The 24,453-nt window shown below is 65.5% G+C and carries 21 protein-coding genes and 1 pseudogene; 11 read left to right on the top strand and 11 right to left on the bottom strand.

Annotated features, from left to right (window positions below; genetic code table 11):
- The first annotated feature begins 17 nt into the window (after positions 1-17).
- Positions 18-686: a TetR/AcrR family transcriptional regulator gene (locus HYG77_RS14870; RefSeq protein ID WP_208963083.1), complete on the top strand. Its 669-nt coding sequence runs from the start codon at positions 18-20 to the stop codon at positions 684-686.
- Between the two features lie 61 nt (positions 687-747).
- Here the strand turns inward: HYG77_RS14870 and HYG77_RS14865 are convergent, their stop codons facing one another.
- Positions 748-1,515 carry a DeoR/GlpR family DNA-binding transcription regulator gene (locus HYG77_RS14865; RefSeq protein WP_109325666.1) on the bottom strand — a complete coding sequence of 256 codons (768 nt, stop codon included), beginning with the start codon at positions 1,513-1,515 and terminating at the stop codon, positions 748-750.
- 188 nt (positions 1,516-1,703) lie between these two features.
- Between HYG77_RS14865 and gnd the strand changes: the two genes are divergently transcribed.
- From gnd to HYG77_RS14845, 4 genes are read left to right on the top strand one after another with little or no spacing between them, the layout of a single operon-like run.
- Positions 1,704-2,600: a phosphogluconate dehydrogenase (NAD(+)-dependent, decarboxylating) gene (gene gnd / locus HYG77_RS14860; RefSeq protein ID WP_208963082.1), complete on the top strand. Its 897-nt coding sequence runs from the start codon at positions 1,704-1,706 to the stop codon at positions 2,598-2,600.
- Positions 2,597-3,601, top strand: coding sequence for a glucose-6-phosphate dehydrogenase (coenzyme-F420) (gene fgd / locus HYG77_RS14855; protein WP_208963081.1), 1,005 nt, complete (start codon positions 2,597-2,599; stop codon positions 3,599-3,601). Before gnd ends, fgd begins: the two co-directional genes overlap by 4 nt.
- The gene (pgi, locus tag HYG77_RS14850; RefSeq protein ID WP_109325668.1) at positions 3,598-5,253 is read left to right on the top strand and encodes a glucose-6-phosphate isomerase; all 1,656 of its coding nucleotides are present in this window, start codon (positions 3,598-3,600) and stop codon (positions 5,251-5,253) included. Before fgd ends, pgi begins: the two co-directional genes overlap by 4 nt.
- A complete protein-coding gene (locus HYG77_RS14845) occupies positions 5,241-5,522 on the top strand; it encodes a WhiB family transcriptional regulator (protein WP_109325669.1) in 282 nt (93 codons plus the stop codon). Before pgi ends, HYG77_RS14845 begins: the two co-directional genes overlap by 13 nt.
- Before the next feature lie 15 nt (positions 5,523-5,537).
- Here HYG77_RS14845 and HYG77_RS14840 read toward each other — a convergent pair.
- Positions 5,538-5,864 (bottom strand): annotated as a pseudogene (locus HYG77_RS14840) (GMC oxidoreductase); the annotation flags it as partial.
- A 64-nt stretch (positions 5,865-5,928) separates the two neighbouring features.
- Between HYG77_RS14840 and HYG77_RS14835 the strand changes: the two are divergent.
- Positions 5,929-6,405, top strand: coding sequence for a hypothetical protein (locus HYG77_RS14835; protein WP_244461321.1), 477 nt, complete (start codon positions 5,929-5,931; stop codon positions 6,403-6,405).
- 181 nt (positions 6,406-6,586) lie between these two features.
- Here the strand turns inward: HYG77_RS14835 and HYG77_RS40675 are convergent, their stop codons facing one another.
- The gene (locus HYG77_RS40675) at positions 6,587-7,081 is read right to left on the bottom strand and encodes an SDR family oxidoreductase (RefSeq protein ID WP_280123306.1); all 495 of its coding nucleotides are present in this window, start codon (positions 7,079-7,081) and stop codon (positions 6,587-6,589) included.
- Here HYG77_RS40675 and HYG77_RS14825 point away from each other — a divergent pair.
- Complete coding sequence (locus HYG77_RS14825) at positions 7,061-7,498, top strand: TetR/AcrR family transcriptional regulator (protein ID WP_208963079.1); 438 nt, start codon at positions 7,061-7,063, stop codon at positions 7,496-7,498. The two genes, HYG77_RS40675 and HYG77_RS14825, sit on opposite strands and share 21 nt — an antisense overlap.
- Positions 7,499-7,686: 188 nt before the next feature.
- Here HYG77_RS14825 and HYG77_RS14820 read toward each other — a convergent pair whose 3' ends face one another.
- The 4 genes from HYG77_RS14820 to HYG77_RS14805 all read right to left on the bottom strand — a co-directional run bounded on the left by HYG77_RS14820 (position 7,687) and on the right by HYG77_RS14805 (position 13,868).
- Positions 7,687-9,549, bottom strand: coding sequence for an acetolactate synthase large subunit (locus HYG77_RS14820; protein WP_208963078.1), 1,863 nt, complete (start codon positions 9,547-9,549; stop codon positions 7,687-7,689).
- A gap of 318 nt (positions 9,550-9,867) precedes the next feature.
- A complete protein-coding gene (locus tag HYG77_RS39605; RefSeq protein ID WP_244461320.1) occupies positions 9,868-10,278 on the bottom strand; it encodes a hypothetical protein in 411 nt (136 codons plus the stop codon).
- Positions 10,279-10,315: 37 nt separating this feature from the next.
- On the bottom strand, positions 10,316-11,473 hold the full coding sequence (locus HYG77_RS14810) for a 2-oxo acid dehydrogenase subunit E2 (protein ID WP_208963077.1): 1,158 nt from the start codon (positions 11,471-11,473) through the stop codon (positions 10,316-10,318).
- Positions 11,474-11,516: 43 nt separating this feature from the next.
- A complete protein-coding gene (locus tag HYG77_RS14805; protein WP_208963076.1) occupies positions 11,517-13,868 on the bottom strand; it encodes a transketolase C-terminal domain-containing protein in 2,352 nt (783 codons plus the stop codon).
- Positions 13,869-14,138: 270 nt separating this feature from the next.
- On the opposite strand from HYG77_RS14805, the gene HYG77_RS14800 reads away from it, so the two are divergent.
- Positions 14,139-14,615 carry an Lrp/AsnC family transcriptional regulator gene (locus HYG77_RS14800; protein WP_208963075.1) on the top strand — a complete coding sequence of 159 codons (477 nt, stop codon included), beginning with the start codon at positions 14,139-14,141 and terminating at the stop codon, positions 14,613-14,615.
- Positions 14,616-14,699: 84 nt separating this feature from the next.
- Positions 14,700-15,404, top strand: a complete 705-nt coding sequence (locus tag HYG77_RS14795) for a GntR family transcriptional regulator (RefSeq protein WP_208963074.1) — start codon at positions 14,700-14,702, stop codon at positions 15,402-15,404.
- A 33-nt stretch (positions 15,405-15,437) separates the two neighbouring features.
- Here HYG77_RS14795 and HYG77_RS14790 read toward each other — a convergent pair whose 3' ends face one another.
- From HYG77_RS14790 to HYG77_RS14775, 4 genes are all read right to left on the bottom strand, one after another.
- Positions 15,438-17,438, bottom strand: a complete 2,001-nt coding sequence (locus tag HYG77_RS14790; protein ID WP_208963073.1) for an acetoacetate--CoA ligase — start codon at positions 17,436-17,438, stop codon at positions 15,438-15,440.
- Positions 17,439-17,526: 88 nt separating this feature from the next.
- Positions 17,527-19,293 carry an FAD-dependent monooxygenase gene (locus tag HYG77_RS14785; protein WP_208963072.1) on the bottom strand — a complete coding sequence of 589 codons (1,767 nt, stop codon included), beginning with the start codon at positions 19,291-19,293 and terminating at the stop codon, positions 17,527-17,529.
- Entirely contained in the window at positions 19,286-20,176 is an 891-nt protein-coding gene (locus HYG77_RS14780; RefSeq protein WP_208963071.1) for a fumarylacetoacetate hydrolase family protein, read from the bottom strand. Before HYG77_RS14780 ends, HYG77_RS14785 begins: the two co-directional genes overlap by 8 nt.
- Before the next feature lie 58 nt (positions 20,177-20,234).
- Positions 20,235-20,807, bottom strand: coding sequence for a VOC family protein (locus HYG77_RS14775; RefSeq protein ID WP_109325701.1), 573 nt, complete (start codon positions 20,805-20,807; stop codon positions 20,235-20,237).
- A 265-nt stretch (positions 20,808-21,072) separates the two neighbouring features.
- Between HYG77_RS14775 and HYG77_RS14770 the strand changes: the two genes are divergently transcribed.
- Positions 21,073-22,359 carry a helix-turn-helix domain-containing protein gene (locus HYG77_RS14770; protein ID WP_208963070.1) on the top strand — a complete coding sequence of 429 codons (1,287 nt, stop codon included), beginning with the start codon at positions 21,073-21,075 and terminating at the stop codon, positions 22,357-22,359.
- A 496-nt stretch (positions 22,360-22,855) separates the two neighbouring features.
- Entirely contained in the window at positions 22,856-24,448 is a 1,593-nt protein-coding gene (locus tag HYG77_RS14765) for an FAD-dependent oxidoreductase (protein WP_208963069.1), read from the top strand.
- The last annotated feature ends 5 nt before the right edge of the window (positions 24,449-24,453 follow it).

The raw sequence follows: 24,453 nt of genomic DNA, 5'->3' as shown, positions 1-24,453 counted from the left end.
TACACACAACAGAGGCGGTGACACGGCCCTTGACCACCGACGATGCACCAGCGAGTCGACTGGAACGACGAAAAGCACGCACGCGGGCGGCTCTCATTCGTGCGGCGCAAACCTTCATCGCCGAGGGAAATCTCAGTGTTCCCGTACTCGAGATCACCCAGGCCGCCGACGTCGGAATGGGCTCGTTCTACAACCACTTCGACAGCAAGGAAGAGCTCTACCGGGCAGCGATGGACGCCGCCCTGGAAGCGCACGGCCAACTCCTCGATCACCTCACCGGCGACCTCGAGGACCCCGCCGAGACGTTCGCGCAGGCTTTTCGGCTCACCGGCCGCCTCTTTCGCAAGGAGCCCGACCTCAGCCGCGTGCTGGTCAACAACGCACCCGACCTGATCACCGCCGACCGCGGACTCGCCCCCCGTGCCCTTCGCGACATCGAGGCAGCCACCGCGACCGGACGCTTCACCGTTCGTGACCCGGAACTGGCGCTGGTCCTGACCGCCGGAGCGCTCATCGGGCTCGGCCAGCTACTGCACGCTCGCCCGGACCGTGACGCCGCCGAGGCCACCGACGCGCTCGCCGAAGACCTGCTGCGCACCTTCGGGTTGACCCCGGACGACGCTCGCGGAGTCAGCCGCCGTCCGCTCCCCGACCTCGACAGTGTCGTAGGCGGATCCGCAGCCTGACGTCAGCCGCGCACCGTTCTCACGGTGACCCCGATGCTGTCAGCGTCAGGACGCGCAACCGTCAGTCGTCGGCGACAATCGCTCGGGCGACTTTGCCGCCGTACTGTTCGGCCTGATCACTCGGAAGCCCGGAGTCGGTGAGAATCGTTTCGACCTCGTCTATCGCTGCGACTTTGGCGAGAGCACGGTGTCCGAACTTCGAACTGTCCGCGAGGACGACGGTGCGCGCCGCAGCCGAGATGATCGCTCGTTTGAGCGGTACTTCGAGCGTGTTGGTATTGGTGATTCCTGCAGTCGGATCGATGGCGTCTGCTCCGAGGAAGGCCCAGTCGGCCGAGTAGTCGGAGAGGAAGTCGACGGCGCGTTCGCCGACCAGGGTGAAGACGGATCCGAGTAGCTCGCCACCGGTGACCAGCAGGCGGACGGCGGGGATGGTGGCTACGTACTTGCCGATGCGAAGGTCGTTGGTGATGATCGTCAAGTCAGCTTTGTGACGAAGCTCCAGAGCGACCTGGTAGGTGGTCGACCCGCTGTCGAGGATGACCGTGTCGCCATCGGCCACGTGCTGCGCTGCGCGCCGTGCGATCGCGATTTTCTCGGGTCGTCGCTCGGTTTTCTTTACCGCGTAGGGGATTTCGGAGGATGCGCCTGTGACGGGCCGCGCTCCGCCGTGCGTTCGTTCGGCTTGGCCGGAACGAACCAACGTGTCGAGGTCACGCCGAATCGTCGACGCGTCCACGCCGAGCTCGCGTGAGAGAACCTTCGCCTCGACATAGCCGTCGACGTGAAGGCGTTGGAGTATTTCGCCACGTCGTGTGGTTGCGGACAAGAAACACTCCTTGGAACTCGGCTCGATGCACTCGCGGATCAGGTCTGCCCGGATCCTACCGTCTCATGCGCGGTTATTGACAGTCCGAACGCGCAAACGGCATGATTGCACGCAATTGCTGCGCGATATCGTGCAGTCGTGGGTCTGTGGCTTGGGTCGGCGGTCGAGCAAACGTCAAGGAGTTCCCGATGCAGTTGGGTGTGATAGGTCTGGGGCGGATGGGCGGAAACATGCGCGAGCGTGTTCGTTCCGCGGGTCACGAGGTCGTCGGCTTCGATTTCGATCCCACCGTGCGTGACGTCGACTCGGTGGCCGAATTGGTCACTCGCCTCAGCGGCCCCAGGGTGGTGTGGGTAATGGTTCCTGCCGGTGAGCCGACCCGTTCGGTGATCGCCGAGCTGAGCGGGCTGCTCGGGCCCGGAGATCTCGTGATCGAGGGCGGAAACTCGCGCTTCTCGGACGATGAGTTCCACTCCGCTGTGCTCGGTGAGCGCGGAATCGGTTATCTGGACTGCGGCGTATCGGGCGGAGTATGGGGCCTGGACGAGGGCTACGGGCTGATGGTGGGCGGTGACGACGCCGATGTTGCACGCGCCATGCCAATCTTCGATGCACTCACGCCCGAAGGGAAGCGAGAGGACAGTTTCGTGCATGCGGGGCCCGTCGGCGCCGGCCACTACGCCAAGATGGTGCACAACGGTATCGAGTATGGATTGATGCAGGCGTACGCAGAGGGATACGAACTTCTGGCCGCCGAACCCCGCATCACTGCCCCCGACGCTGTGATGGGTGCGTGGCGGCAGGGCACCGTGGTGCGCTCCTGGCTACTCGACCTCCTCGTCGCTGCGCTTCGGCAGGACCCGGGATTGAGCTCGATATCCGGATACACGGAAGATTCGGGCGAGGGGCGCTGGACGGTCGAAGAGGCCATCTCCCACGCAGTGCCGGTCCCGGTCATCTCGGCTGCCCTCTTCGCGCGTTTCTCCTCCCGCCAGCCGGATTCACCTGCCATGAAGGCGGTTTCGGCTCTGCGGCAACAATTCGGTGGACATCAGGTTCGGAGCATGGAGGCGGTTCAGTCGTGATCAAGCTGGGATACAAGGCGTCGGCGGAGCAGTTCGGTCCGCGGGAGTTGGTGGAGCTGGGTGTGCTGGCGGAGGCGCACGGGATGGATTCGGCGACGGTGTCGGATCATTTCCAGCCGTGGCGGCACGAGGGTGGGCATGCTCCGTTCTCGATTGCGTGGATGACGGCGGTGGGGGAGCGGACGGAGCGGTTGCAGTTGGGGACGTCGGTGATGACGCCGACGTTCCGGTACAACCCGGCGGTGGTGGCGCAGGCGTTCGCGACGATGGGGTGTCTGTATCCGGGTCGGGTGATGCTCGGGGTGGGTACCGGTGAGGCGCTCAATGAGATTGCGACGGGTTTTGCGGGGCAGTGGCCGGAGTTCAAGGAGCGGTTCGCGCGGTTGCGGGAGTCGGTGCGGTTGATGCGGGAGCTGTGGCTCGGGGATCGGGTCGATTTCGAGGGCGAGTTTTTCTCCACGAAGGGGGCGTCGATTTACGACGTGCCCGAGGACGGGATCCCGGTGTATATCGCGGCGGGTGGTCCGGTGGTGGCCCGGTATGCGGGGCGCAGTGGGGACGGGTTCATTTGTACGTCGGGTAAGGGTATGGAGTTGTATACGGAGAAGTTGTTGCCGGCGGTGGCGGAGGGGGCGGCGAAGGCGGAGCGCGATGTCGCGGAGATCGACAAGATGATCGAGATCAAGATTTCGTATGACACCGATCCGGAGTTGGCGTTGGAGAACACCCGGTTCTGGGCGCCGTTGTCGTTGACGGCGGAGCAGAAGCATTCGATCGATGATCCGATCGAGATGGAGAGGGCGGCGGATGCGTTGCCGATCGAGCAGGTCGCGAAGCGGTGGATCGTGGCGTCGGATCCGGATGAGGCGGTGGCGCAGATCAAGCCGTATCTCGACGCCGGGTTGAATCACCTGGTGTTCCACGCGCCCGGACACGACCAGAAGCGGTTCCTCGAGTTGTTCGAGAAGGACCTTGCCCCGCGGTTGCGAGGACTCGCATGACGCACAACGTCACCACTACGCCGCTGTGGAACAAACTGTCCGATCACCACTGGGAAGTCGCGGCCACGCACCTTCGGGAACTGTTCGACGCCGACCCTCATCGGGGCGAAGATCTGAACGTCACGGCCGGCGATCTCTACATCGATTACAGCAAGCATCGTGTCACGCGCGAGACGGTCGGCCTGCTACTCGACCTCGCCCGGGCCGCCGGAGTGGAACACCACCGTGAGGCGATGTTCACCGGCGAACATATCAACACCTCCGAGGACCGGGCTGTTCTGCACACTGCTCTGCGCGCGAACCCCGAGCGCGAGCTGATCCTCGACGGACAGAACGTGATCGAGGACGTGCACGCGGTGCTGGGGCGGATGGGTGAGTTCACCGACCGTGTCCGGTCCGGCGTGTGGCGCGGGGCCACCGGCGAGCGCATTCGTACGGTGGTCAACATCGGGATCGGTGGATCCGACCTCGGTCCGGCCATGGCATATCGCGCCTTGCGCCATTACGTCGACGGGCCCGAGGTGCGGTTCGTCTCCAATATCGACCCCACCGATCTGCTGTCGAATCTGACCGACCTGGACCCGCGCACCACACTGTTCGTCGTTGTCTCCAAGACCTTCTCCACGCTGGAGACGATGACGAACGCATCCGCTGCCCGGCGCTGGATCACCGGCGCACTGGGGGAGGATGCGGTGCCCCGCCATTTCGTCGCGGTGTCCACCGACACTGCACGGGTCACGGACTTCGGCATCACCGCCGACAACATGTTCGGCTTCTGGGAATGGGTGGGCGGACGGTACTCGGTCGGGTCCGCCGTCGGGCTTTCGGTCATGATCGCGATCGGACGGGAACGGTTCACCGAGTTCCTCGGCGGGATGCGGGCGATCGACGAGCACTTCCGCACTGCGCCATTGGAATCGAATGCGCCCGTCATCCTCGGCATGCTCGGTGTGTGGTACTCGAGTTTCTTCGGTGCCGACTCGCGGGCCGTGCTGCCGTACGCGAACGACCTGGCCAGGTTTCCGGCGTACCTGCAGCAATTGACCATGGAATCGAATGGCAAATCGGTGCGGGCGGACGGAACTCCGGTCGGCACCTTCACCGGCGAGGTTTTCTGGGGAGAACCAGGCACGAACGGGCAACATGCGTTCCATCAGCTTCTGCACCAGGGCACACATCTGATCCCCGTCGACTTCGTGGGATTCACGGAGCCGGTGGAGGATCTACCCACCCTCGACGGCATCGGATCCATGCACGATGTGCTGACCGCGAACCTCCTCGCACAATCGAAAGTTCTCGCGTTCGGCAGGACCGAGGCCGAGATCGCCGAAGACGGGACACCCGCCGAGCTCGTCCCACACAAGGTGATGCCCGGAAACAGGCCTTCGACAACCATTTTGGGCACAAAGCTCACGCCATCGACCCTCGGACAGTTGATCGCCCTGTACGAACACCAGGTATTCGTTCAAGGCGTCGTCTGGGGAATCGACTCGTTCGACCAATGGGGAGTCGAGCTCGGTAAGACGTCGGCTCTTGAACTGGGTCCCGCCTTGTGGGACCAGGGCGGCGCACCGGAGGTCGGGGACAGCTCCACCGCCAGTCTGATTCGTCTCTACCGGCGAGCGAGGAAGGAACGCAGTTGCCTGCCCTGACGGTGCGGCTGCCCGTCCCCATCGCCGAGGAGTGGGACTGGCAGCTGTCCGCGGCCTGCCGGGACACCGACCCCGCGGTGTTCTTCCACCCCGACAACGAACGAGGCGAACCCCGTGCGCGTCGAGTACGTGCGGCCAAACAAGTCTGCCGGCGGTGCCCCGTGCGGGACCGGTGCCTCGAATATGCACTCGGGTCTTCCGAACGCCATGGCATCTGGGGTGGTTACACCGAGGACGAGCGCAAGAAGCTGCGAAGGCCAGTTCGCTGACTGCGTGACTCGCTTTCATCTGGGCGGTTGATCAAGCCTGCGGCCTCCTGCAGAGTCGTTGGTCGCAGTGAGTGGCAGGCGCAGCGCTGCCGGGGCGTGTGCTGGAACGGCCGGCGACCGGGGTGTGATGGGGGCAAGCCGACGGTATGGCTCGGATTGTGGCGGCCGCGGGTCGGCGTCGCCCTTGTTGGGCCAGAACGAGAATGCGCGCGCAGCTTGTGCGGTGATGGTCAGTGACGGATTGACGCCCAGGTTTGCGCTCACTGCGGACCCGTCGACGATCGATAGGCCCGGATAGTTGAACACGCGGTGGTACGGATCGATGACGCCGGTCTGACGTGCGAACGGATGGGCCCGGGTAACTCCTGACGAGGCGGAATATCTGAACTAGTTCTGATGTAGTGGTATGAGCAAGTCGCCAGTTACCACCACGTTCTCCGACTTCTTGAGGGCACCGAAGGTGGTACTCGGCGTTCTCGAGGACAATGGTGAGGTGGTGCTGACGCGTCGGAACGCTCCGGCTTTGCGGTTGACCCAGGAATCGGCGAGCCGCGCGGAATTGAGCACCCTCGGCGTTGTCGGGCAGCTCTTCGCTGCTTCCCTGGACGAGGCGGCGCTCGATCGGGTCGCCACCCGCCTTGCGGTGGCTTTGCCGTGGATCGGGTTGCTGCCGGCGGGGTTGCACGCGGAGTTCATCGCCGAGTTCCAGGCCATCGCGCGGGCCTGCATCGCGGTGGCCCGCTTCGATCGGCTCGCGATTCTGCTCGAGGCATGGCAGGCCACAGCGGAGGCGTATGCCGACCCGCGCCTGACCGCCGACGGCTCTGATCTGGAGTACCTCGACGTTCCCGAGGTGGTCACGGAACCGGTCCGCGACGCGTGAGCAAGAAGGGCGGAGCGGTTCCTCGTCCGGCCAAACGGACCGAATGGCAGCTGGTGTTCGCCACCCGCGACGCGGAGAAAGGGGTGGACCGATCTGCTGGCCACTGCCCGCAACGCCACGGTCGACGCGTGGGACACCCTCACCCGGGAACCGACAGTGCAGAGGCCGCGGCTGTATCAGCTCAAAGGCGACTACGCCTACGGGAGGTACAGCGGACGTAACTTCGCCCGCTACCAGCTTCGGCGATGTCGGTGGGGTCGCCGGTGCGTTTCTGGGGGACTTTGGAGACGAGTTTGTCGCGGGCGGGTCCGTTCATGCAGGCGAGCATCGGGGTTTCGATGAGTCCGGGGGCGATGGCGTTGGCGGTGATGCCGTCGCGTGCGGCTTCGAGGGCGATGGTTCGGGTGAGGCCGACGATGCCGGCCTCGGCGGCGACATAGTTGGCCTGACCGAAGTTCCCGCGCCAGCTCATCGAGCTGCAGAACACGATCCGTCCGTGGGTGTCGGCGATCGTGTCGACCCAGTCCTGCACCTGCGGGGCGGAGGCGGCGTCGACGGGGTGGCTGGTGGCGGGGCGGCCGTAGCGGTCAGTCAGCTCGGCAGCCAATGCTTGTCCGGCGGTGTCGTTGTTCTCGGCGATCGCGACGGTGGCGCCGTGGCGTCGACAAAAGAACAACTTGTCATCGCCGCCACCAAACACTTCTTCGGCGCCGCCGCGGACGAGATCGAAGCCGCCGTTGCCGACGAGTCCGATCCTCGTAAGCGGATTACGACGTACCTCGGTGGTGTCGCATCGGCGATGCGCCGCAACTCGCGGGCGTTCTACGACGACATGGTTTCGTACGCACCGACGGCGGAGATATACGGCCGCAATACCGCGCAGGCCGCGCAGCGCGTGCACGAATTTATCGACGAGGGCGTCGAAGCCGGGCACTTCCGCGCCACCGACGCCGCATTCGCCGCCCAGCTGGTGGCATTGGCGATCGACGCCGTCCAGTCCGGCGTGCTCCTCGAACGCACCGGACTATCCGCCGCCGATGCCTTCGGAGAGCTCGGCGACCTCCTGCTCCACGGCTTGCTGCGCACCGATTAGGCGCGATTACCGGCGGAAACGGCGAACTGCGGAATTCCCATCAGTCCGAATGTGGCGCCACGTCTGAAATCGATCGGGTCGTGTTCCGCATAACGCCCAGGAACCAATCTGGTTGACCTGCAACGTCGTTTCCGAAACGGTCGTCACCACGGTAGCGCGGCTGCCGACTGCCCAGCAGGTCCCGCCTTCTAGTGGCCGTCGATCCCCTCGAGCAGTTCGTGGATGGTGGCTGTCTCGGCGGCTTCTTCGGTGTCGTCGAACAATGGTCGGATCCCTCGAGCGGCCATGATCTGGTCGTTGCTGGCGCCGGCGGCGATCATGGGCCAGACCAGCGCGTCGTCGCCGACGATGAAGTCGATGACGACGGGGCGGTCGTTGATAGCCCGGGCTCGGGCGATCACTGCGTCGACGTCATCCTCGCGTTCGCAGCGCAGTGCGACACACCCGAGTGCCTCGGCGAGCTGCACGAAGTCGGGGATGCGGCGCGAATGGGTGGCCAGGTCGACGTTCGAGTAGCGGCCGCCGTAGTGAATTTCCTGGAGTTGTTTGACCATGCCGAGGTTTCCGTTGTTGATCACGGCGACCTTGATCGGGACGCCCTCGATCGCGGCGGTGGCCAGTTCTTGGTTGGTCATCTGGAAGCAGCCGTCGCCGTCGATCGCCCATACCTCACGGTCGGGTGCACCGAGTTTCGCGCCCAGCGCCGCGGGCACCGCATAACCCATCGTGCCGAGGCCGCCCGAATTGAGCCAGGTGCGCGGCTTTTGGTAGCTGATGTAGTGGGCGGCCCACATTTGGTGCTGGCCGACGCCGGAGCAATAGATCGCATGGGGACCGGCAGCCTTGCCGAGAGCTTCGATGACGAACTCCGGTGACAGGGCTCCATCACGTGGGCGGTCGTAGCTGACCGGGTAGGTCCGGCGAATCCCGTCGAGGTAGTCGCGCCAGCCGGTCAGGTCGATTGGTCGGCCTTGGTTGCGGCGGGAACGTATCGTGTCGATCAGTGCTGTGATGGTCTGCTTGCAGTCACCGACGATCGGCACGTCGGCGAATCGGTTCTTGCCGATCTCGGCGGGGTCGATGTCGGCGTGGATGACCTGGGCGCCGGGCGCGAACGAGGCCGCTTCGCCGGTGACGCGGTCGTCGAACCGGGCACCGAGCGCGATCAGCAGGTCGCTCTTCTGGAGCGCGGCGACGGCGGCGACGGTGCCGTGCATGCCGGGCATCCCGTAGTGCAGGCGGTGGCTGTCGGGGAACGCTCCGCGGGCCATCAGCGTCGTCACGACGGGAATCCCGGTCAGCTCCGCGAGCAGCGCCAGCTCGACCGACGCCTCGGCCTTGATCACACCCCCACCGACGTAGAGGACAGGCGCCTTCGCGGCGGCGATGAGGTCGGCGGCCGCACGGATCTGCTTGCCGTGTGGTTTGCTGACCGGCCGGTAGCCGGGAAGGTGAGTCGCCGGTGGCCAGGCAAAGGTGGTGGTGGCCTGCAGGACATCCTTGGGGATGTCGACGAGCACCGCGCCGGGGCGCCCGGTGGCGGCGATGCGGAACGCCTCCGCAAGGGTGCGGGGGATGTCTTTGGGGTCGGTGACCAGGAAGTTGTGCTTGGTGATCGGCATGGTGATACCGCAGATGTCGGCTTCCTGGAAGGCGTCGGTGCCGATCATGCCGCGTCCGACTTGCCCGGTGATCGCCACGACCGGCACCGAGTCCATCTGCGCGTCGGCGAGCGGGGTGACCAGGTTCGTCGCGCCCGGGCCGGATGTTGCCATGCACACCCCGACCTTGCCGGTGGCTTGGGCGTAGCCGGTGGCCGCATGTCCAGCGCCCTGCTCGTGTCGCACCAGCACGTGACGCAGCCGCTGGGAATCGATCAGCGGGTCGTACACTGGCAGGATCGCCCCGCCCGGGATACCGAAGACCACCTCGACGGCGAGCGCTTCGAGTGAGCGCACCACCGCTTGGGCGCCGGTCACCCGGATCGGGTGGTGTTCGGGGAGAGCGGTGGCTGCTGCGGCAATCCGGCTGGGCGGCTCGCTGTCGCACATCGCCGGGAGGGTTCGCTGCGGAGCGGAGACAGGAGATTGCACAAGAAGTCCTCGAGTCGGATCCGTGCTGCACATGGTGCGCGCGGTTTGCGGTAACGGGTCGGACCCCGCCGTTTACGATGCGTCGAAAACCGTGCGGCGGTGTCGTTGTCCGGGTCTCCGGCCTCGTGGGCTCTCCCGGTAGGCGATCGAGAAACGGCGTGTCTTTCTCGTGCCTGCGTGATCTCAGTCAAGCAGCGACCGGCAGATCCGGCAACCAGCACCTATGAGGGTGAGCAATCTGCACGCCGGCGCTGATGCTAGAGCAGAATCTGGTGGTCATCCTGCACACCGTCGACGCTGTCGGACGAAATCGCTCGTCGCCCCGCCAGCCGGAACGAGTGATCCACCGAAGATGTTCGTGGAGAGACTCTCTCGTCGCGATGCAACCCGGCAACCGGTGGGCGCCATTGTGGGGCGGCCACCGGTGTGGATCACACGGCTACGCGTGTCATCGCGGCAGTGCCTGAAGCCGGGGCGGGCGAGTTTGCTGGAGCAGAAGTCCCTCGAGTATGTCCGGGTCGCGAAGTCGACGTCGTTGATCAGGGTGGGCGTCACCATCGTGAGAAGGCGTTTGTAGAACACGACTGGGGTGATGCCGAACTCGGGGAGGATGTATTCGTCTCCTCCGCCGAATCGGGACCATTTGGTGGCGAACGCCAGCATGGCCTTATCGTCTCGGGTAGTCATGAATCCTTGTCGTCCCCCGAGGGTGTGCTGTGTCCTGTCAGAGATCGTTTGGGGTGAAGCCATTTTCGAGTCGGTTCTTGACGGTGGTGAGGAAGCGGGCGGCGTCGGCGCCGTCGACGATGCGGTGATCATAAGAAAGCGACAGGTAGGCCATCGAGCGCACGTCGATGCGGAGCTCGCCGTCGTGGCGGGTCGGGATCAGTCGCTCGACCACTGCACCGACACCGAGGATGCCGGTCTGCGGTTGGTTGATGATCGGGGTGTCGAACAGTGCACCCCGGCTGCCGGTGTTGGTGAGAGTGAAGGTGCCGCCGGATAATTCGTCTGCGGTGATCTTTCCGGTGCGCACCTTCTCGGCCTTGTCCGCGATCGCCCGGGCCAGCCCCTCGATCCCGAGATTCTGGGCATCGCGAATAACCGGCACCATCAACCCCTTTTCACTGTCCACCGCCATGCCGAGGTGGCAGTGATCGTAGTAGGTCACCTCGGTGACGTCGGGGTTCAGTGAGGCGTTGAGGACCCGGTGCTCGGTGAGCGCGTCGACGGCCGCTTTGGCGAAGAGCGGCAGGAACGAGAGCTTGAGTCCGGTGCGAGCGAGGAAGTCGTCCTTGTGGGCGGCACGCAGCCGGGCGATCGCGGTGACGTCGACCTCGAGCACCGTGGTCAGCTGCGCCGAGGTCTGTAGTGACTCGACCATCCGCTGAGCGATGGTGCGCCGAATCCGCGGCAGCTTCTCGGTGACAGAGCCAGCCGCAGCGGACTGCTCCCGCGGCGCGGGTGGTGCCGTCGGTTCCGGGGTGGGTTCCGGTTTCGGCGTCGGGGGAACGGTCGGCGCCGAAACCGGAGGCACCGCAGCTGCGGTGGGTGCCGAAACCGCAGGAGGTGCCTGAACTGGGGGCACCGGCGAAGCGTGTGTCGGTGCGGCGGCCGCACCGTCCGACGAGTCGGTGATGACAGCGAGTTCGGCGCCGACTGTCACTACGTCATCCTCGTCGGCGAGGATGCGCTGGAGAATTCCGCCGACGGGGGACGGTATTTCGGTGTCGACCTTGTCGGTGGCAACCTCGAGCAGTGGTTCCTCGGCTTCGATGCGGTCGCCGGGCTGCTTGAGCCACCGGGTGATGGTGCCCTCGTCGACGTTTTCCCCGAGTGCCGGCATCCGCACCGTGGTGCCTTCGAGTTGTTCGGTTGTCATGGTGTGGTGTGCTCCTGGCCTGTGGGCGTGCGGGTCTCGGTGATCAGGGGAGGATGTCGAGTGAGGCGCGGACGATGCTGTCGGTGTCGATGCCGTGGTAGCGGTAGACGTCGTCCAGGGAGCCGACCTGCCCGAACTTGCTGACCCCGAGGCAGGTGCTGCGCACGTGGTTGATGCCGGCGAGGAATGCCAGGGTGTGCGGATGCCCGTCGAGGACGGTGACGATCGGGGTGGCGCGATCGGCGGGGAAGAGTTGGTCGAGGATCCAGCTCTCACCGGGCCCGCGGCCCTGCCGTGCCTGGACGGCCTCGAACAACAAGCCGGGGCTGGTGACGCAGACGACGTCGGCGGGGATGCCCTGTTCGGCGAGACGGTCGGCGGCGGCGAGGGCTTCGGTGATCATCGCGCCCATGGCGACGATGGTGACCTGGGCACCGTCGCGGCGGATCAGCGGATATCCGCCGGCCACCACCTGCCGGCGGCGGCGTTCGCGGGCCGCCGGGTCGGTGGGCACCGCGGCGAGGGTTTGATCGACGGGGCGGGTGGACAGCCGCAGGTATGCGGAGGTGCCGTCGGGGCGGCCGAGCCGGCCGATGCTGGCCAGCAACGTCCACTCGGTGTCGATCGCGAAGGCCGGTTCGTAGCTGATGCACCCGGGCTGTTCCAGCCCGATCGACGGGGTCTTGATCGACTGGTGCGCACCGCCTTCGGCGGCCAACGTGACGCCGGAGGGGGTGCCGACCAGGATCGACTGTCCGCCCGCGTAGATGCCGTACGACCAGGGTTCCAGCGCCCGTTCGACGAACGGGTCGTACATCACCCCGATCGGGAACAGCGGTTGTCCCCACCGGCTCCAGGTGGCGCCGAGCTCACCCATCAACCCGACCAGGTTGGTTTCGGCGATGCCGAGTTCCATGTGCTGCCCGGTGGGCCGCTCATTCCAGTGCATGATGGTCTCGCGGTCGTCGTCGAACCAGTTGCGGCGCTCGGCCGCGGACCACACGCCGACCTTGTTGACCCACCCGCCGAGGTTGGTCGTCGAGCTCACGTCCGGGCTGACGGTGACCACCCGTTTCGCGGCCTCGGGGGCTTCGCGGGTGAGGTCCAGCAACACCCGCCCGAGCGCGGCCTGGGTGGTGGCGGTGCCCTTGGGGGTGCGGCCGATGTCGGTGGGGATCGTCAGCGCGGGCGCATTCTGGACCGGGTCCCGGCGCATCCGCTCCGCGTTACTCGCGCACCGCCTCCCCGCCGCGGAGTCGGCGGCGAACCGGCCCCACGGATTTGCCGGGTCCATACCCAGATCGGCGGCGAGCGAAGCGTATTCCTCGATCGACAGCAGCGAGGAGTGGTTCTGCGGGTGTCCCTGGGTGGGCAGCCCGTATCCCTTGATGGTGTAAGCGATGATCACCGTGGGCCGGGTGTCGTCGATCTGCCGGTATGCGGTGGTCAGCGCGGACAGGTCGTGACCGCCGAGGTTGCGGATGGCCGCGGTCAGGGTGGCGTCATCGAGGCCGGTGATCAGGCCGCTGATCTCGGTGCTACCGGGGCCGTCGCCGGGCAAGCGGGTGCGGACCTCGTCGGCGCTGCACCGCAGCAACCGCTGGTACTCCGGGTTGGGCATGTCCAGGATCCGGGTGCGCAGCGCCTGCCCACCGGGGCGGGTGAACAACTCTTCGAGCAGCTTGCCGAATTTGACGGTGATCACCTGCCACCCGGCGGCGTCGAACATCTTCTCCAACCGGTTCGCAGCAATGTTCGGAATCACCCGGTCCAGGGACTGCCGGTTCAGGTCGACGATCCACACCACCTCGCCGAGGTCGGCGATACCGGGATCGAGGATTGCCTCCCAGACGGCGCCCTCGTCGAGTTCGGCGTCTCCGACGAGGGAGTACTGGCGACCGGTCCCGGCCCCGCCGGTGGTGGTCTGCACGTAGCGGCGGGCCATGGCACCCCAGATCGGGGCGGTGGCGCCGATACCGACCGAGCCGGTGGAGTAGTCGACGGTGTCGGGGTCCTTGGACCGGCTGGGGTAGGACTGCAGGCCGCCGAATTCGCGCAGGGTGGTCAGGTACCTCTCATCGAGTTCACCGAGCAGGTAATTGATGCCGTGCAGCACCGGGGAGGCGTGCGGCTTGACTGACACCCGGTCACCCGGTTGGAGCTGTTCGAACCACAGTGAGGTCATGATCGAGATCATCGACGCACAGGACGCCTGGTGACCACCGACCTTCAGGCCGGTGGGATTGGGCCGGATCCGGTTGGCGTGATGGATCATCGAGGTGGAAAGCCACAACACCCGCTGCTGGATCGCTTCGAGTGTCTCCAGGTCCACTGAACCGCCCGCTTCTGCGACGGGGGTCGCTGTTCCGGGGGCGACGGGCAGGGTGTTGTGCATCGGATTCTCTTTCCTCACATGTGCGAATCGCTGCGGACGAGCGCAACTACAAGAACGGCTCCGACGGGGTGGCCGAGGAGCATCCGCTCGACCGGTGACGGGTGCGTGCGGTCGGATGCGGTTTCGGGATGCGGCGGTGCTGGTCTGGTCTGACCGCCGCCCACCTGTTATAACAGTGGATCAGGAAGTTGCGGTCTGCGCAATAGTCGGTGCCGAGAATGAGCAGAATGCACACCGGCAGGACACTCCAGGGAAGGTGGAATTGGCACAATGCCAAGCACGCACAAAGCGGACCAGATCGATGCCCGGCTACTGCTCGCGCTCGCCGAGTCGCCGCGGGCCACGACCATTGCCCTGGCAGACCGGATAGGGCTCTCACGCAACACCGTTCAGGCCCGAATGGGCAAGCTCGACGACTCGAACGCGCTGCGCACATTCGAGCGTCGCATCGACCCGGCAATCCTCGGCTACCCGTTGCAGGCGTACATCCTGACCAACGTCACCCAGCGCAAACTGGCCCGGGTCGGGGCGGCGCTCGACGGCATTCCCGAGGTGCTCGAGGTCCTCGGCCTCAGCGGTGTCGCGGATCTCCTCATCCACGTCGCCGTCCGGGACGCCGACGACCTGTATCGGGTGGCGGGGGACATCCTCGGAATCAAGGGGGTCAAACGCACTACCACCGCCTTGGTCATGCGCGAGATGGTCGACTACCGGATCGCGCCGTTGGTCGAAAAGCTCATCGACTGACACCGGTCGATCCACGCCCGGACCTGCGCCGACCCGGTGTCATAACATGCCATTGAAGGGTGACACGATGTCGAATAGACGGAGATGGTCGTGACAACGAGCACGAGAACCCCGCAACCGCTGGTGCGGTCGCTGACTCCGACCTCCGTTCCCGAACAGGTCGCCAAGGAAATCCGGCGCTCGATCCTCGCCGGTGAACTCCGTCCAGGGCAGACATTCTCGCTGCGGGAAATCTCCGGACAGCTCGGGGTGAGTTTCATCCCGGTTCGGGAAGCACTCAAAGAGCTCGAAGCGCAGGGTTTGGTGGTGACCCGCCCCGGGAAAAGCGCGATGGTCGCCCCGCTTTCGCACGACGACCTGCACGGAATCTATCGGCTACGACGACAGCTGGAACCGGAAATCGCCGGCCGCGCCTGCAAAATGCTCGACGAATCCGACTTGCGTCGCCTCGACAGCTACGTGGCCATGTTCGGCGACGAAAGCCTCGACCTCGACGACATCTACCAGACACACCACGCCTTCCACTACGAGCTGCTCCGGCCCGCCGCCACGGCCTGGGACCTGCGCGTACTCGACGGCCTGTGGCACGCCGCCGAACGGTATGTCCGGCTGGCATTCTCGGGTCTCGAGGCCAAACCGGACGAACACGGGCGGCGGGGACACGTCCATGCCGACATCCTGACCGTCGTGCGCACCCGCAATATGAGGAAGGTCGCCGCGGCGACCCGCCAGCACCTCGACGACAACGAACAGATCGCGCTTCGGGCGCTCGACCCGATCGCGCCCTGAACACTGCCGGCTCGGCGCATGTTCACAGGGCCCTCAGGTGAGCGTGGAGGTTTCGGCGCGGTGGTGCGCAAACCGCTCCGCGTAGTCGATGTACCAGTCGAGGGCGTCGGTGTTGGCGACGGTGGCGCGGTTGATTGCGGTCTCGGGGGCTATTCCCTGAATCAGTTTCTTGACGGGAATCTCGAGCCGCTTGCCGGTGCGGGTGGTGGGAATAGCGGGGACGTCGATGATCTCGTCCGGTACGTGCCGGGGCGAGGCCTCCCGGCGGATCGTGGTGCGAATCTTTTCCACGAGAGCGTCGTCGAGGTCGTATCCGTCGCGCAGTACCACGAACAGCGGCATGTGGTAGCCGCCGTTGGGTAGTTCGGCACCGATCACGAGGGCCTCGGCGATCTCGGGAAGCGCTTCGACGGCCTGGTAGATGTCCGCCGATCCCATCCGGACGCCACCGCGGTTGATGGTCGAGTCCGATCGACCGTGAACGACGCAGCCGCCGTCGGCTTCGATGGTGATCCAGTCGCCGTGCCGCCACACCCCGGGGTATACCTCGAAATAGGCGTCCCGGTACCGGTTTCCGTCGGGGTCGTTCCAGAAGTAGATCGGCATCGACGGCATCGGTGCGGTGATCACCATTTCCCCGACCTCCCCGACGACCGCTTCACCGGCTTCGGTCCAGGCCTGCACATCGACCCCCAGGTAGGGGCCTTGCAACTCCCCCACCCGAACAGGGGAGAGCGGGTTGGCGCCGATGAAACCGGTGGCCACGTCGGTGCCGCCGCTGTCCGATCCCAGGTGCACATTCGGACTGACCGCGTCGTAGATCCACCGCCAGGTGGTGTCCGGCAGCGGCGAACCGGTCGACATGATCGACCGCAACCCCGACAGGTCGAAGTCGGTCCCGGGCTGGGTGCCGGCCTTCTCACACAATGTCAGATAGGCGGCACCGGTGCCGAATCGCGTGGCCCCGTAGCGGGCGCAGATCTCGAATTGGTGGTCGGGTCGCCCGAACGTGGGGCTGCCGTCGTAGGTGACGATCGTCGCGCCGGTAACCATGGCGTCGACGAGCATGTTCCACACCACCCAGGCGGTGCTGGCGGCGATGAATACCCGATCGGTGGGGCCGAGGTCGTAGTGCAGCGCATTGGCTTTGAGGGCTTCGAGGAGGATTCCGCCGTGCGAGTGCACGATGCCCTTGGGTAGGCCGGTGGTGCCGGAGCTGTACAAAATCCACAGCGGATGATCGAACGCCACCTGCTCGTACTCGGGTTGGGCGTCCCCGACGACCACGTCCGCGTAGTCGGCGACACTCTGCCGGTGCTTCCCCTCGTAGGGCAGCCCGATGTTGTCGACCATGATGGCGTGCCGCACGGTCGGGAGCTGGTCCAACAGGGCGGAGAAGACGTCCCGGCGGTCGATGCGTTTGCCGTTGAACTGGTAGCCGTCCACCCCGATCAGCACGGTCGGCTCGATCTGCGAGAACCGGTCGACCAGCCCTTTCACACCGAAATCCGGTGCGCAACAAGACCACACCGCACCGACGCTGGCCGCGGCGAGCACCGCGACGACGGTGGGCGCGATGTTCGGCAGCATCGCGGCGATCCGGTCGCCGGGGCGCACCCCGATCTTCCGGAAGTGCGCGGCGAGGTTGGCGACCTGTGCGACCAGCTCGGCCCGCGAGAGTTCTCCGGTCGTCCCGGTTTCGTCGACCGAGATGATCGCGGGCCCGGCCTGGTCGGTATGGCGAAGTAGGTTTTCGGCCCAGTTCAGCCGGGTGCCGGGGAACCACCGGGCCCCGGGCATCTTGGGGTCGGCGAGCACCGTCTGCGGCGGCGCCGAGGCGATAACGTCGAAGTACTCCCAGATCGAGAGCCAGAACTTCTCGAGGTCGCTGATCGACCAACACCACAGCGAGTCGAAGTCGGTGGTGGAGACGTTCTTCTCCGCCGCGAGCCATCGTTGGTACCGGCTCATGTTCGAGGCGAAGACCCGCTCGGGCGGCGGGGTCCACAACACTTCACGTCCTGGGGCGGTCATTACTGGTGCGTCCTTTCCGGCTCCCGCCGCCACGGGCAGACGTGGTGTCCTGGTCTGCCCGTGGCGGAGGGGTTTTCGTGCGGTGGTGTCAGCGTGCGAGCACGGTGCCGAGGGCGCGGGTGAGCTCGTCGGCGGGGTCGGCGACGGCGCCGGTGCTGCGCCAGGCGACGTGGTTGTCCGGACGGACCAGGATTGCCCCGGTGTCGTCGGTCTGGCGGAGTTCACTCCAGCGGCCGGTGGGGTCGGTGTAGTCGGTGCCGGCGCCGATCTGGGCGACCTTGATCTGGATACCGAACTTGTCGTTGGCCAGCCGGGCGGCGTCGGACCAGGCGGCACCGTCGGCGGCGGTGATGAGCACGAAGTGCGCGTTGTTTCCGGTGAGGTCGTGGGTGGAAATCTGCCGGCCGTCGTGCTCGAGCCACGCGTGAGGCAGGCGGTGCCCGGGGCGGGTGGTGGGGTGGTAGGTGTGCCCCATCGGGTCGCGCGGCGGTGCCTCGGTGCCGTCCGGGACGAGGGCCCCGTCGCGGTAGGCGAAGCCGATTTCGAGGTCGTGGGCCTGGAATTCGGTGCGCTGGGTGCTGATCACCTCGGCCGCACGGGCGCGGCGGGTTTCGCCCATCGGGGTGTCGGAGAAGTAGTCCCGGAACACTTGGATCTGGGCTTCGAGAGGCTGGCCGGGGATCAGACCGAGGCCGGCGTCGATGACCATATGGTTGAGGAAGGTGAACATGGCCCAGTCGACGTTGCGCATGCCGACGAGGCGGCGTTCGGGTTCGTAGGTGTCGAGCAGGGCGGGGGCGGCGTCGCCGTTGAGGACCGCGGCCAGCTTCCAGACCAGGTTGTGGGCGTCCTGGATGGCGGTGTTCAGGCCGAGACCGGTGGTCGGCGGGTGCCGGTGGGCGGCATCACCAGCAAGGAAAACTCGGCCCACCTGGTACTTGTCGGCAAGCACGCCCTCGAGGATCCAGTGGCTGACCTTGTGCACCTCGAGTTCGAGGTCGGGAAGCTTGAGGAGCTCCCGCAGCCGCGGAACTATCGCCTCTTCGTCGAACCGGGCCGGATCGTCCGGCCGGAAGGTGAAGTGCAGGACGAATTCTTCGGAATGCTTGCCCCACGTCGGACCCATCGCTGCCATGGCGCCGCTGTTCCAGGACCCGGCGCCCTCAGGATTGAGCAGCCAGGTGATCAGAACGTCGTCCTCCCACCACTCCGACAGGTCGGCAGTGAAGTGGGTGCTGACCATGTCGAGGATCCCGGTCGGGCCCTCCATCTTGACACCGAGTTCGGGACCGACGGTCTTGCCGCCGTCCGCGGCGACCATGTACTGGGCATGGACGGTGTAGGTCTCCTGCGTGCCGCGGTTCAGGACGACCGCGTGGATTCCGTTCTCGTCCTGCTCGAACGAGACGAGTTCGCGGCCGAAGTGGATCGAGTCCGGTGCCCTCTTCTCCGCGTGCTCACGCAGGAGGGGTTCGAGCCGGATCTGCGGGTAGTTGGTGGACGGGCACGGACTGTCGACCGCGTATGCGCTTTCGAGTCGCCCACCGCCGAATGATTCGAGCGTGTACAGGGTGCGGCCGTCCAGTTCACCGTCGCCGCCGAGCGAGGTGACCCACCGGGTCTTGCCCATGTTCTTCGGCGGGGTGCCCACCTCGTAGATCGAGTCCGCGACCCCGACCTGGCGCAGCACCTCCATCGTCCGCTGGTTGAGGTAGTGGGCCTTGGGCAGGTGCGAGGTGCCGGTGTGCCGCTCGACGAGGTGGTGGTCGATGCCGTGCTCGGACAGCAGGATCGAGGTGGTCAGTCCACACCCGCCTCCGCCGACGATGAGGACGGGAACGGTGATCTCAGACATGGCTGGTGCTCCTGGAAACGGTGGTGAGTGGGTGCGGACGGGTTGCGGCCGTGAAGTGGTGCCGCATCTCGCCGATGGTGTCGGCACGGCTGACGAGTTCGTCGTCGACACCGATGAGCCGTTTCGGGTCGCGGGTGAAGCCGATACCCGACGGGGTGCCGGTGAAGACGAGGTCGCCGGGACGCAGCGGCAGAATCGACGACAGGTAGGACACGAGGACCGGGATCGGGAAAATCAGGTGCCGGGTGCGCGACTTCTGCATCAGCTCGCCCGACAGGACCGTGCTGACCTCGATGTCGTCGGCGTTCTCGAATTCGTCGGGGGTGACCAGCACCGGCCCGATCGGGGCGAATCCAGCGAACGACTTGCCGAGGCCGAACTGCTGCGGCGGCGGACCGGACAGCTGCAGGTCCCGCTCGGACAGGTCCTGGCCGAGGGTCAGCCCGGCTACATAATTCCAGCCCTCGGAGACGGGGACGTGTCGGGCTTCCTTGCCGATGACCGCCACGAGTTCGACCTCGAAATCGACCGAGCCGCCGGGGTGTTCGATGGTGTCATAGGGGCCGGCGATCGAGGCGGGAAACTTGGTGAACACGAACGGAGCGTCGGGCAGGGTCAGCCCGGACTCCTCGACGTGATCGGCATAGTTCACGCCGACGGCGAAGATCTGACCCGGCCGGGGAACCGGAGCACCCAGCTCGGACTCGACTAACGGTGTTCCGTCAGTGAAGTCCACCGTGGCTGCCCACGAGGTGAACTCGTCCCACCGGTCGAAAATCTGCTGGGGTTCGGCGGAAAAACGACCCCCGCTGGCCGTCTCGACGTCGACGGCGATCCCGTCCGCCACGACCTGGAGTCGGCCGGCTTGGTTTGCCACGCGCATGAGAAAAAGTCCTTAGATAAGAGTGGAGTGCCGCTGGGTCGGGAGGAACGCGAGCAGCTCAGCTGGTCAGTGCCGCCATCGGGTCGGGCAGGTCCGGGCTGGTCTGCAGGGCCCAGGAGTGGGTGGTGATCTCCGAAACCGGGGTTCCCTGGGCGAGTGCTTCGCGCATCCGCTCCGGGACGAACGACACGCCGACCGGGTTGCTGCCGTACTCGGGGCCGTTCATGTAAGCCGTCGCCTCGTCGGGGGTGGTGAAGTTGTCGATCTGCAGCTCGACGAAGTTGCCGTCCGGATCCTGGTAGTACAGGGACGTCGTCACTCCGTGCTGGATCGGTACCTTCGGCTCGATGCCCTTCTCCTTCAGCGAGTCGTACCGATCGAGAAGATCGTCGAGCGTGTCGAAGGTGTACGCAGTGTGGTGCATGCCCGCCGCACCCGGATTGCGGGGCTCGAGCTGCACCGGGGCGCCGAGCAGCGCGACCCGGTGGTGCTCCTCGTCGAAGGTGATGAAGCAGAGTCCGTGCCCCTCGTAAACCACGTGCGCATCCAGCACGGTGCAATACCAGTCGCGCATCTCCTCGAATCGGCTCGTCTGCAAGACGACGTGCGCGAACTTGGGGGTAGCGGTCATCGTTGACTCCTTTGTGTATACGGGTCGCACAGTGGACCGGGGTGGCGTGTTACGTCGTCGTGTACGCGAAACATATTTCGACCACGGGGGACGCCATATCCGAAGACCCGGTGCTGTGGTGCCCGTCACTAATCGATGACACAATTTCATTCGATCTGCACGTGTGCCGCTACTGGCTGAAGACCAGGAACACGCGGGAAGTTTGGTTTTCAGCCCAACTCAGGCGAATCGTAGGGCTCGGCGGGCCGAGTGGAAGGGAGGTAGAGTGCCGCACTGGACTCACGAACTCGCGGGGACCCGCGCCCCGCAACCCGAGCATGAGTGGCTCAGTCCCGATGCGGATCGCATCCGCGTCAACCTCGGCGATGGGGCTGTGACCTGGGCCGTCGAGGTAGGCGAGGATATCGCGACCACGATTTCGCGGGAAATGCCGGTTCTTCGAGAGGGGGCATCCCAGACCAGTGCCGTGCGGCGGGCGACGACCTCGACGGTACTGCGTGCCTTGACATTGGTCGCGGGCCTCGGTGAACCCGATACCTCCCTCGCGAGTGCCGAGGTCGAGGAAGTCGCGGTGGACTTCGCCCGCCGCGGCCTCGAGCTCAATGATCTTCTCGGCTCGATCCGCGTAGGGTATGCCGTTCTCGCAGCTGCCATCCTCGACGCCGCCCTCCGGTTGGTTCCGCCCGCCGAGAGCAGCGCCGAGCTGCGTCGGGTCTCGGTGCTGCTTTTCGAGGTTCTGGACCGGTTCACCGGCGTCGCTGCCACTACTTTCCTCGAAGAGCGAAGTGCATGGGCGGCCGGTGTCTCTGCCGCTCGCTTCGATTTCGTCAAGAAGGTCGTCGAGAACGAGCCCGTCGACCTTTCTCACGCTGACGAGGTGCTGGGATACCCGCTCGGCGGACACCATCTGGCGATCATCGCGTGGAGCGGGCCGCATTCGAGTCATGACCTGCGGAGCATCGTAGACCCGGTACTGCGACACTGGAACAGCCCTGGTGCAACGCTGGTGATTCCCGTGGGACTCCAGACGATATGGGCGTGGGGGGCGGTCTCCCCAGATCAAGGGCACCTCCGCCGAGCGCCCTTGCCGGAATACGCTGACACTTCCGTCGTCGTCGGCCAACTGGGCTCCGGAGTGGAAGGCTTCCGGCGTAGCCACATGGAGGCCCGGACAGTAGAGCGACTAGTGCGCCTTCGCGCGGATCAGCCACACACCACGTGCGCGCACGAAGATGTCGCCCTCGAAGCGCTTCTCCTCGCCGAACCGGACGCCGCTGCCGGTTTCGCCAGTCGCCTGCTCGGCGCCCTCGCAGGCGACGACGCCCGGACTGCCGACCTGCGATCCACGCTCAGTCGCTACCTCGACATGGATCACAGCCTCGCTAAAGTCGCTGCTGCAGAACATATTTCCAAGAACACGGTGACGTATCGAGTCCACAAGGCGCTTAGCCTGTGTGACCATCCTCTGGGGGGGTCGACCACTAACCTGCGGGCCGCACTCAGGGTCCACGAGTGGCTCCGAGGTGCACCGACCTCTCGGCCGGACGCCTGAACCGGCGGGCCGGGAGCCCGGATGTTCTCGCCAATGTTGGTCTCTAGACCAACGCGGGGCGATAACCCTGGGCTCTATCCCAATGCGAACCACGCCATCCTTGGGCTGTAATTGTGGCACACGCCACACAGTGCGTGGTCGGGCGAAACCTGAGCGGGCTGACATGTCGGTGACCCGGGTTCCATACGACGAGGTTCGCGAGTGTCGCGGTCGGCAGAAGGGAGGATGGGCGATGCGTAATCCGTTGAGTTCTCTCCATGGAACGCTCCTGCAGAGAGGCGGGTACATTCCCCACCCCGGCGGATTCCTCTCGGCATCCTTGTGTCGCTGACTCGCTGCGCCCAGCAATGCCGATAAACTTCGAATTTTCGTGCTGTGAAGCAACTTTCGTTGATCAAAGTTTGAGAATACCGGTATGTCTTCCGTCGGTGCGCCATGTTGGCTGAGGGTGGCCCGGGGATGCGCGTTCCGGAGCTGATGCTGTGAAAGGCTGGTCATGAATCAAGAGTGGGACGAGACCGTGGATATTCTGGTCGCCGGAAGTGGAATCGGAGGCCTGGGTTCTGCCGTGATCGCCGCGGCGAACGGCGCCGACGTTCTCGTCGTCGAGAAGGCCGCGACGCTAGGCGGAACCACTGCGAAGTCTGCTGCGTACATGTGGATTCCCAACAACAAGTATCTGCGCGCCACCGGTCGCACCGATCCGCGCGACGACGCCCTTCGGTATATGGCAAAGCTGTCGCGCCCACGCCTGTACAACCCTGACCATCCGACACTGGGCTTGCCCGACTGGGAGTACGACGGTCTGACGGCCTTCTACGACAATGCCTCGGATGCCGCCGAAGCTTATGAAAGCATCGCCGGACTGAAGTTCGGGCATGCCGCAGACTTCCCGGACTACTACGCGCACCTTCCGGAGGATGCGGCTCCGACAGGTCGCGTGTTGTTCCCGGAAGAAAGCGAAGGTGGGCCTTCCGGGGGATCGATCTTGATCGAGACCCTGGCTCGAGCATGTGAACGCGCCAACGTGCCCATCCGTACCGATTCCCGTGTGGTGGAGCTCATCCAGGATGCGACCGGAGCGATCATCGGAGCCGTCGTCAATTCGGCCGGGCGAACCGCTCGCATCCGAACACGGCGCGGAGTCATCTGCGCCACCGGCGGTTTCACCCAGGACCCCGAATTGCGACTGCGGTTCCTGGATCATTCCTACGTCGGCGGTTGTGCGGCCCGGACGAACACCGGTGACCTTCTCGCCATCGCCCGCGACGTCGGCGCCGATCTGGCGAACCTGAACGTGGGCATGCGGGCGCCGATGGTCCTCGAGCGCCTCAAGAAGGACCCGGCGGCAGTCCGCGGATCATTCATGATTCCGGGCGACTCGATGATCATCGTCAACCGGTTCGGCAAGCGGGTCATCAGCGAAAAGATGCCATACCACGACTTCGCTCGGGTGTTCTTCGACTGGGACAGCCAGCGCGGGACCTACCCGAATAACCCGCTGATCGCCATCTGGGACGAACCCGCCCGGCGATTCGGCGGCGAGGGCTTCGGCAACCCCATCCCACCCCAGGGCGAGGACGACTACTGGGTCATCCAAGCCGACTCGTTGACCGACCTGGAAAAGAAGATCGCGGAACGGCTCGAGACGCTGCGTGAGTACACCGGCCCGGTCGAGTTGGACAACGACTTCGGTACCACTCTCACCGAGACGGTGAATCGGTGGACCCAGATGGCCACCGACGGTGTCGACCGCGATTTCGGTCGCGGATCCACACCGATCGAGCAGGCTCTGAGCGCTTACTTCGGTGTAGGCGACGGTCCAAATCCGATGATGGCTCCGCTCGCCGACCACGGACCGTACTACGCCACGATCCTGGGGCCGGCGCTCATCGACACCGCCGGCGGGCCGCGTGTTGACAAGAACTGCCAGGTCGTGCGACCCGACAGCACACCCATCCCGGGCCTCTACGCGGTCGGCAACTGCGCGGCAACACCGTCCGGCGAGGCCTACTGGGCCGGGGGACACACCATCGGATTCATTCAATGCTCTGCGTACCTCGCCGCACGACACGTCACCCAGAACTAACCACC

This window comes from Rhodococcus sp. ZPP (assembly GCF_017656075.1).
Classification (GTDB): domain Bacteria; phylum Actinomycetota; class Actinomycetes; order Mycobacteriales; family Mycobacteriaceae; genus Rhodococcus_F; species Rhodococcus_F oxybenzonivorans.
This window is presented reverse-complemented; position numbering and strand designations above follow the sequence as displayed.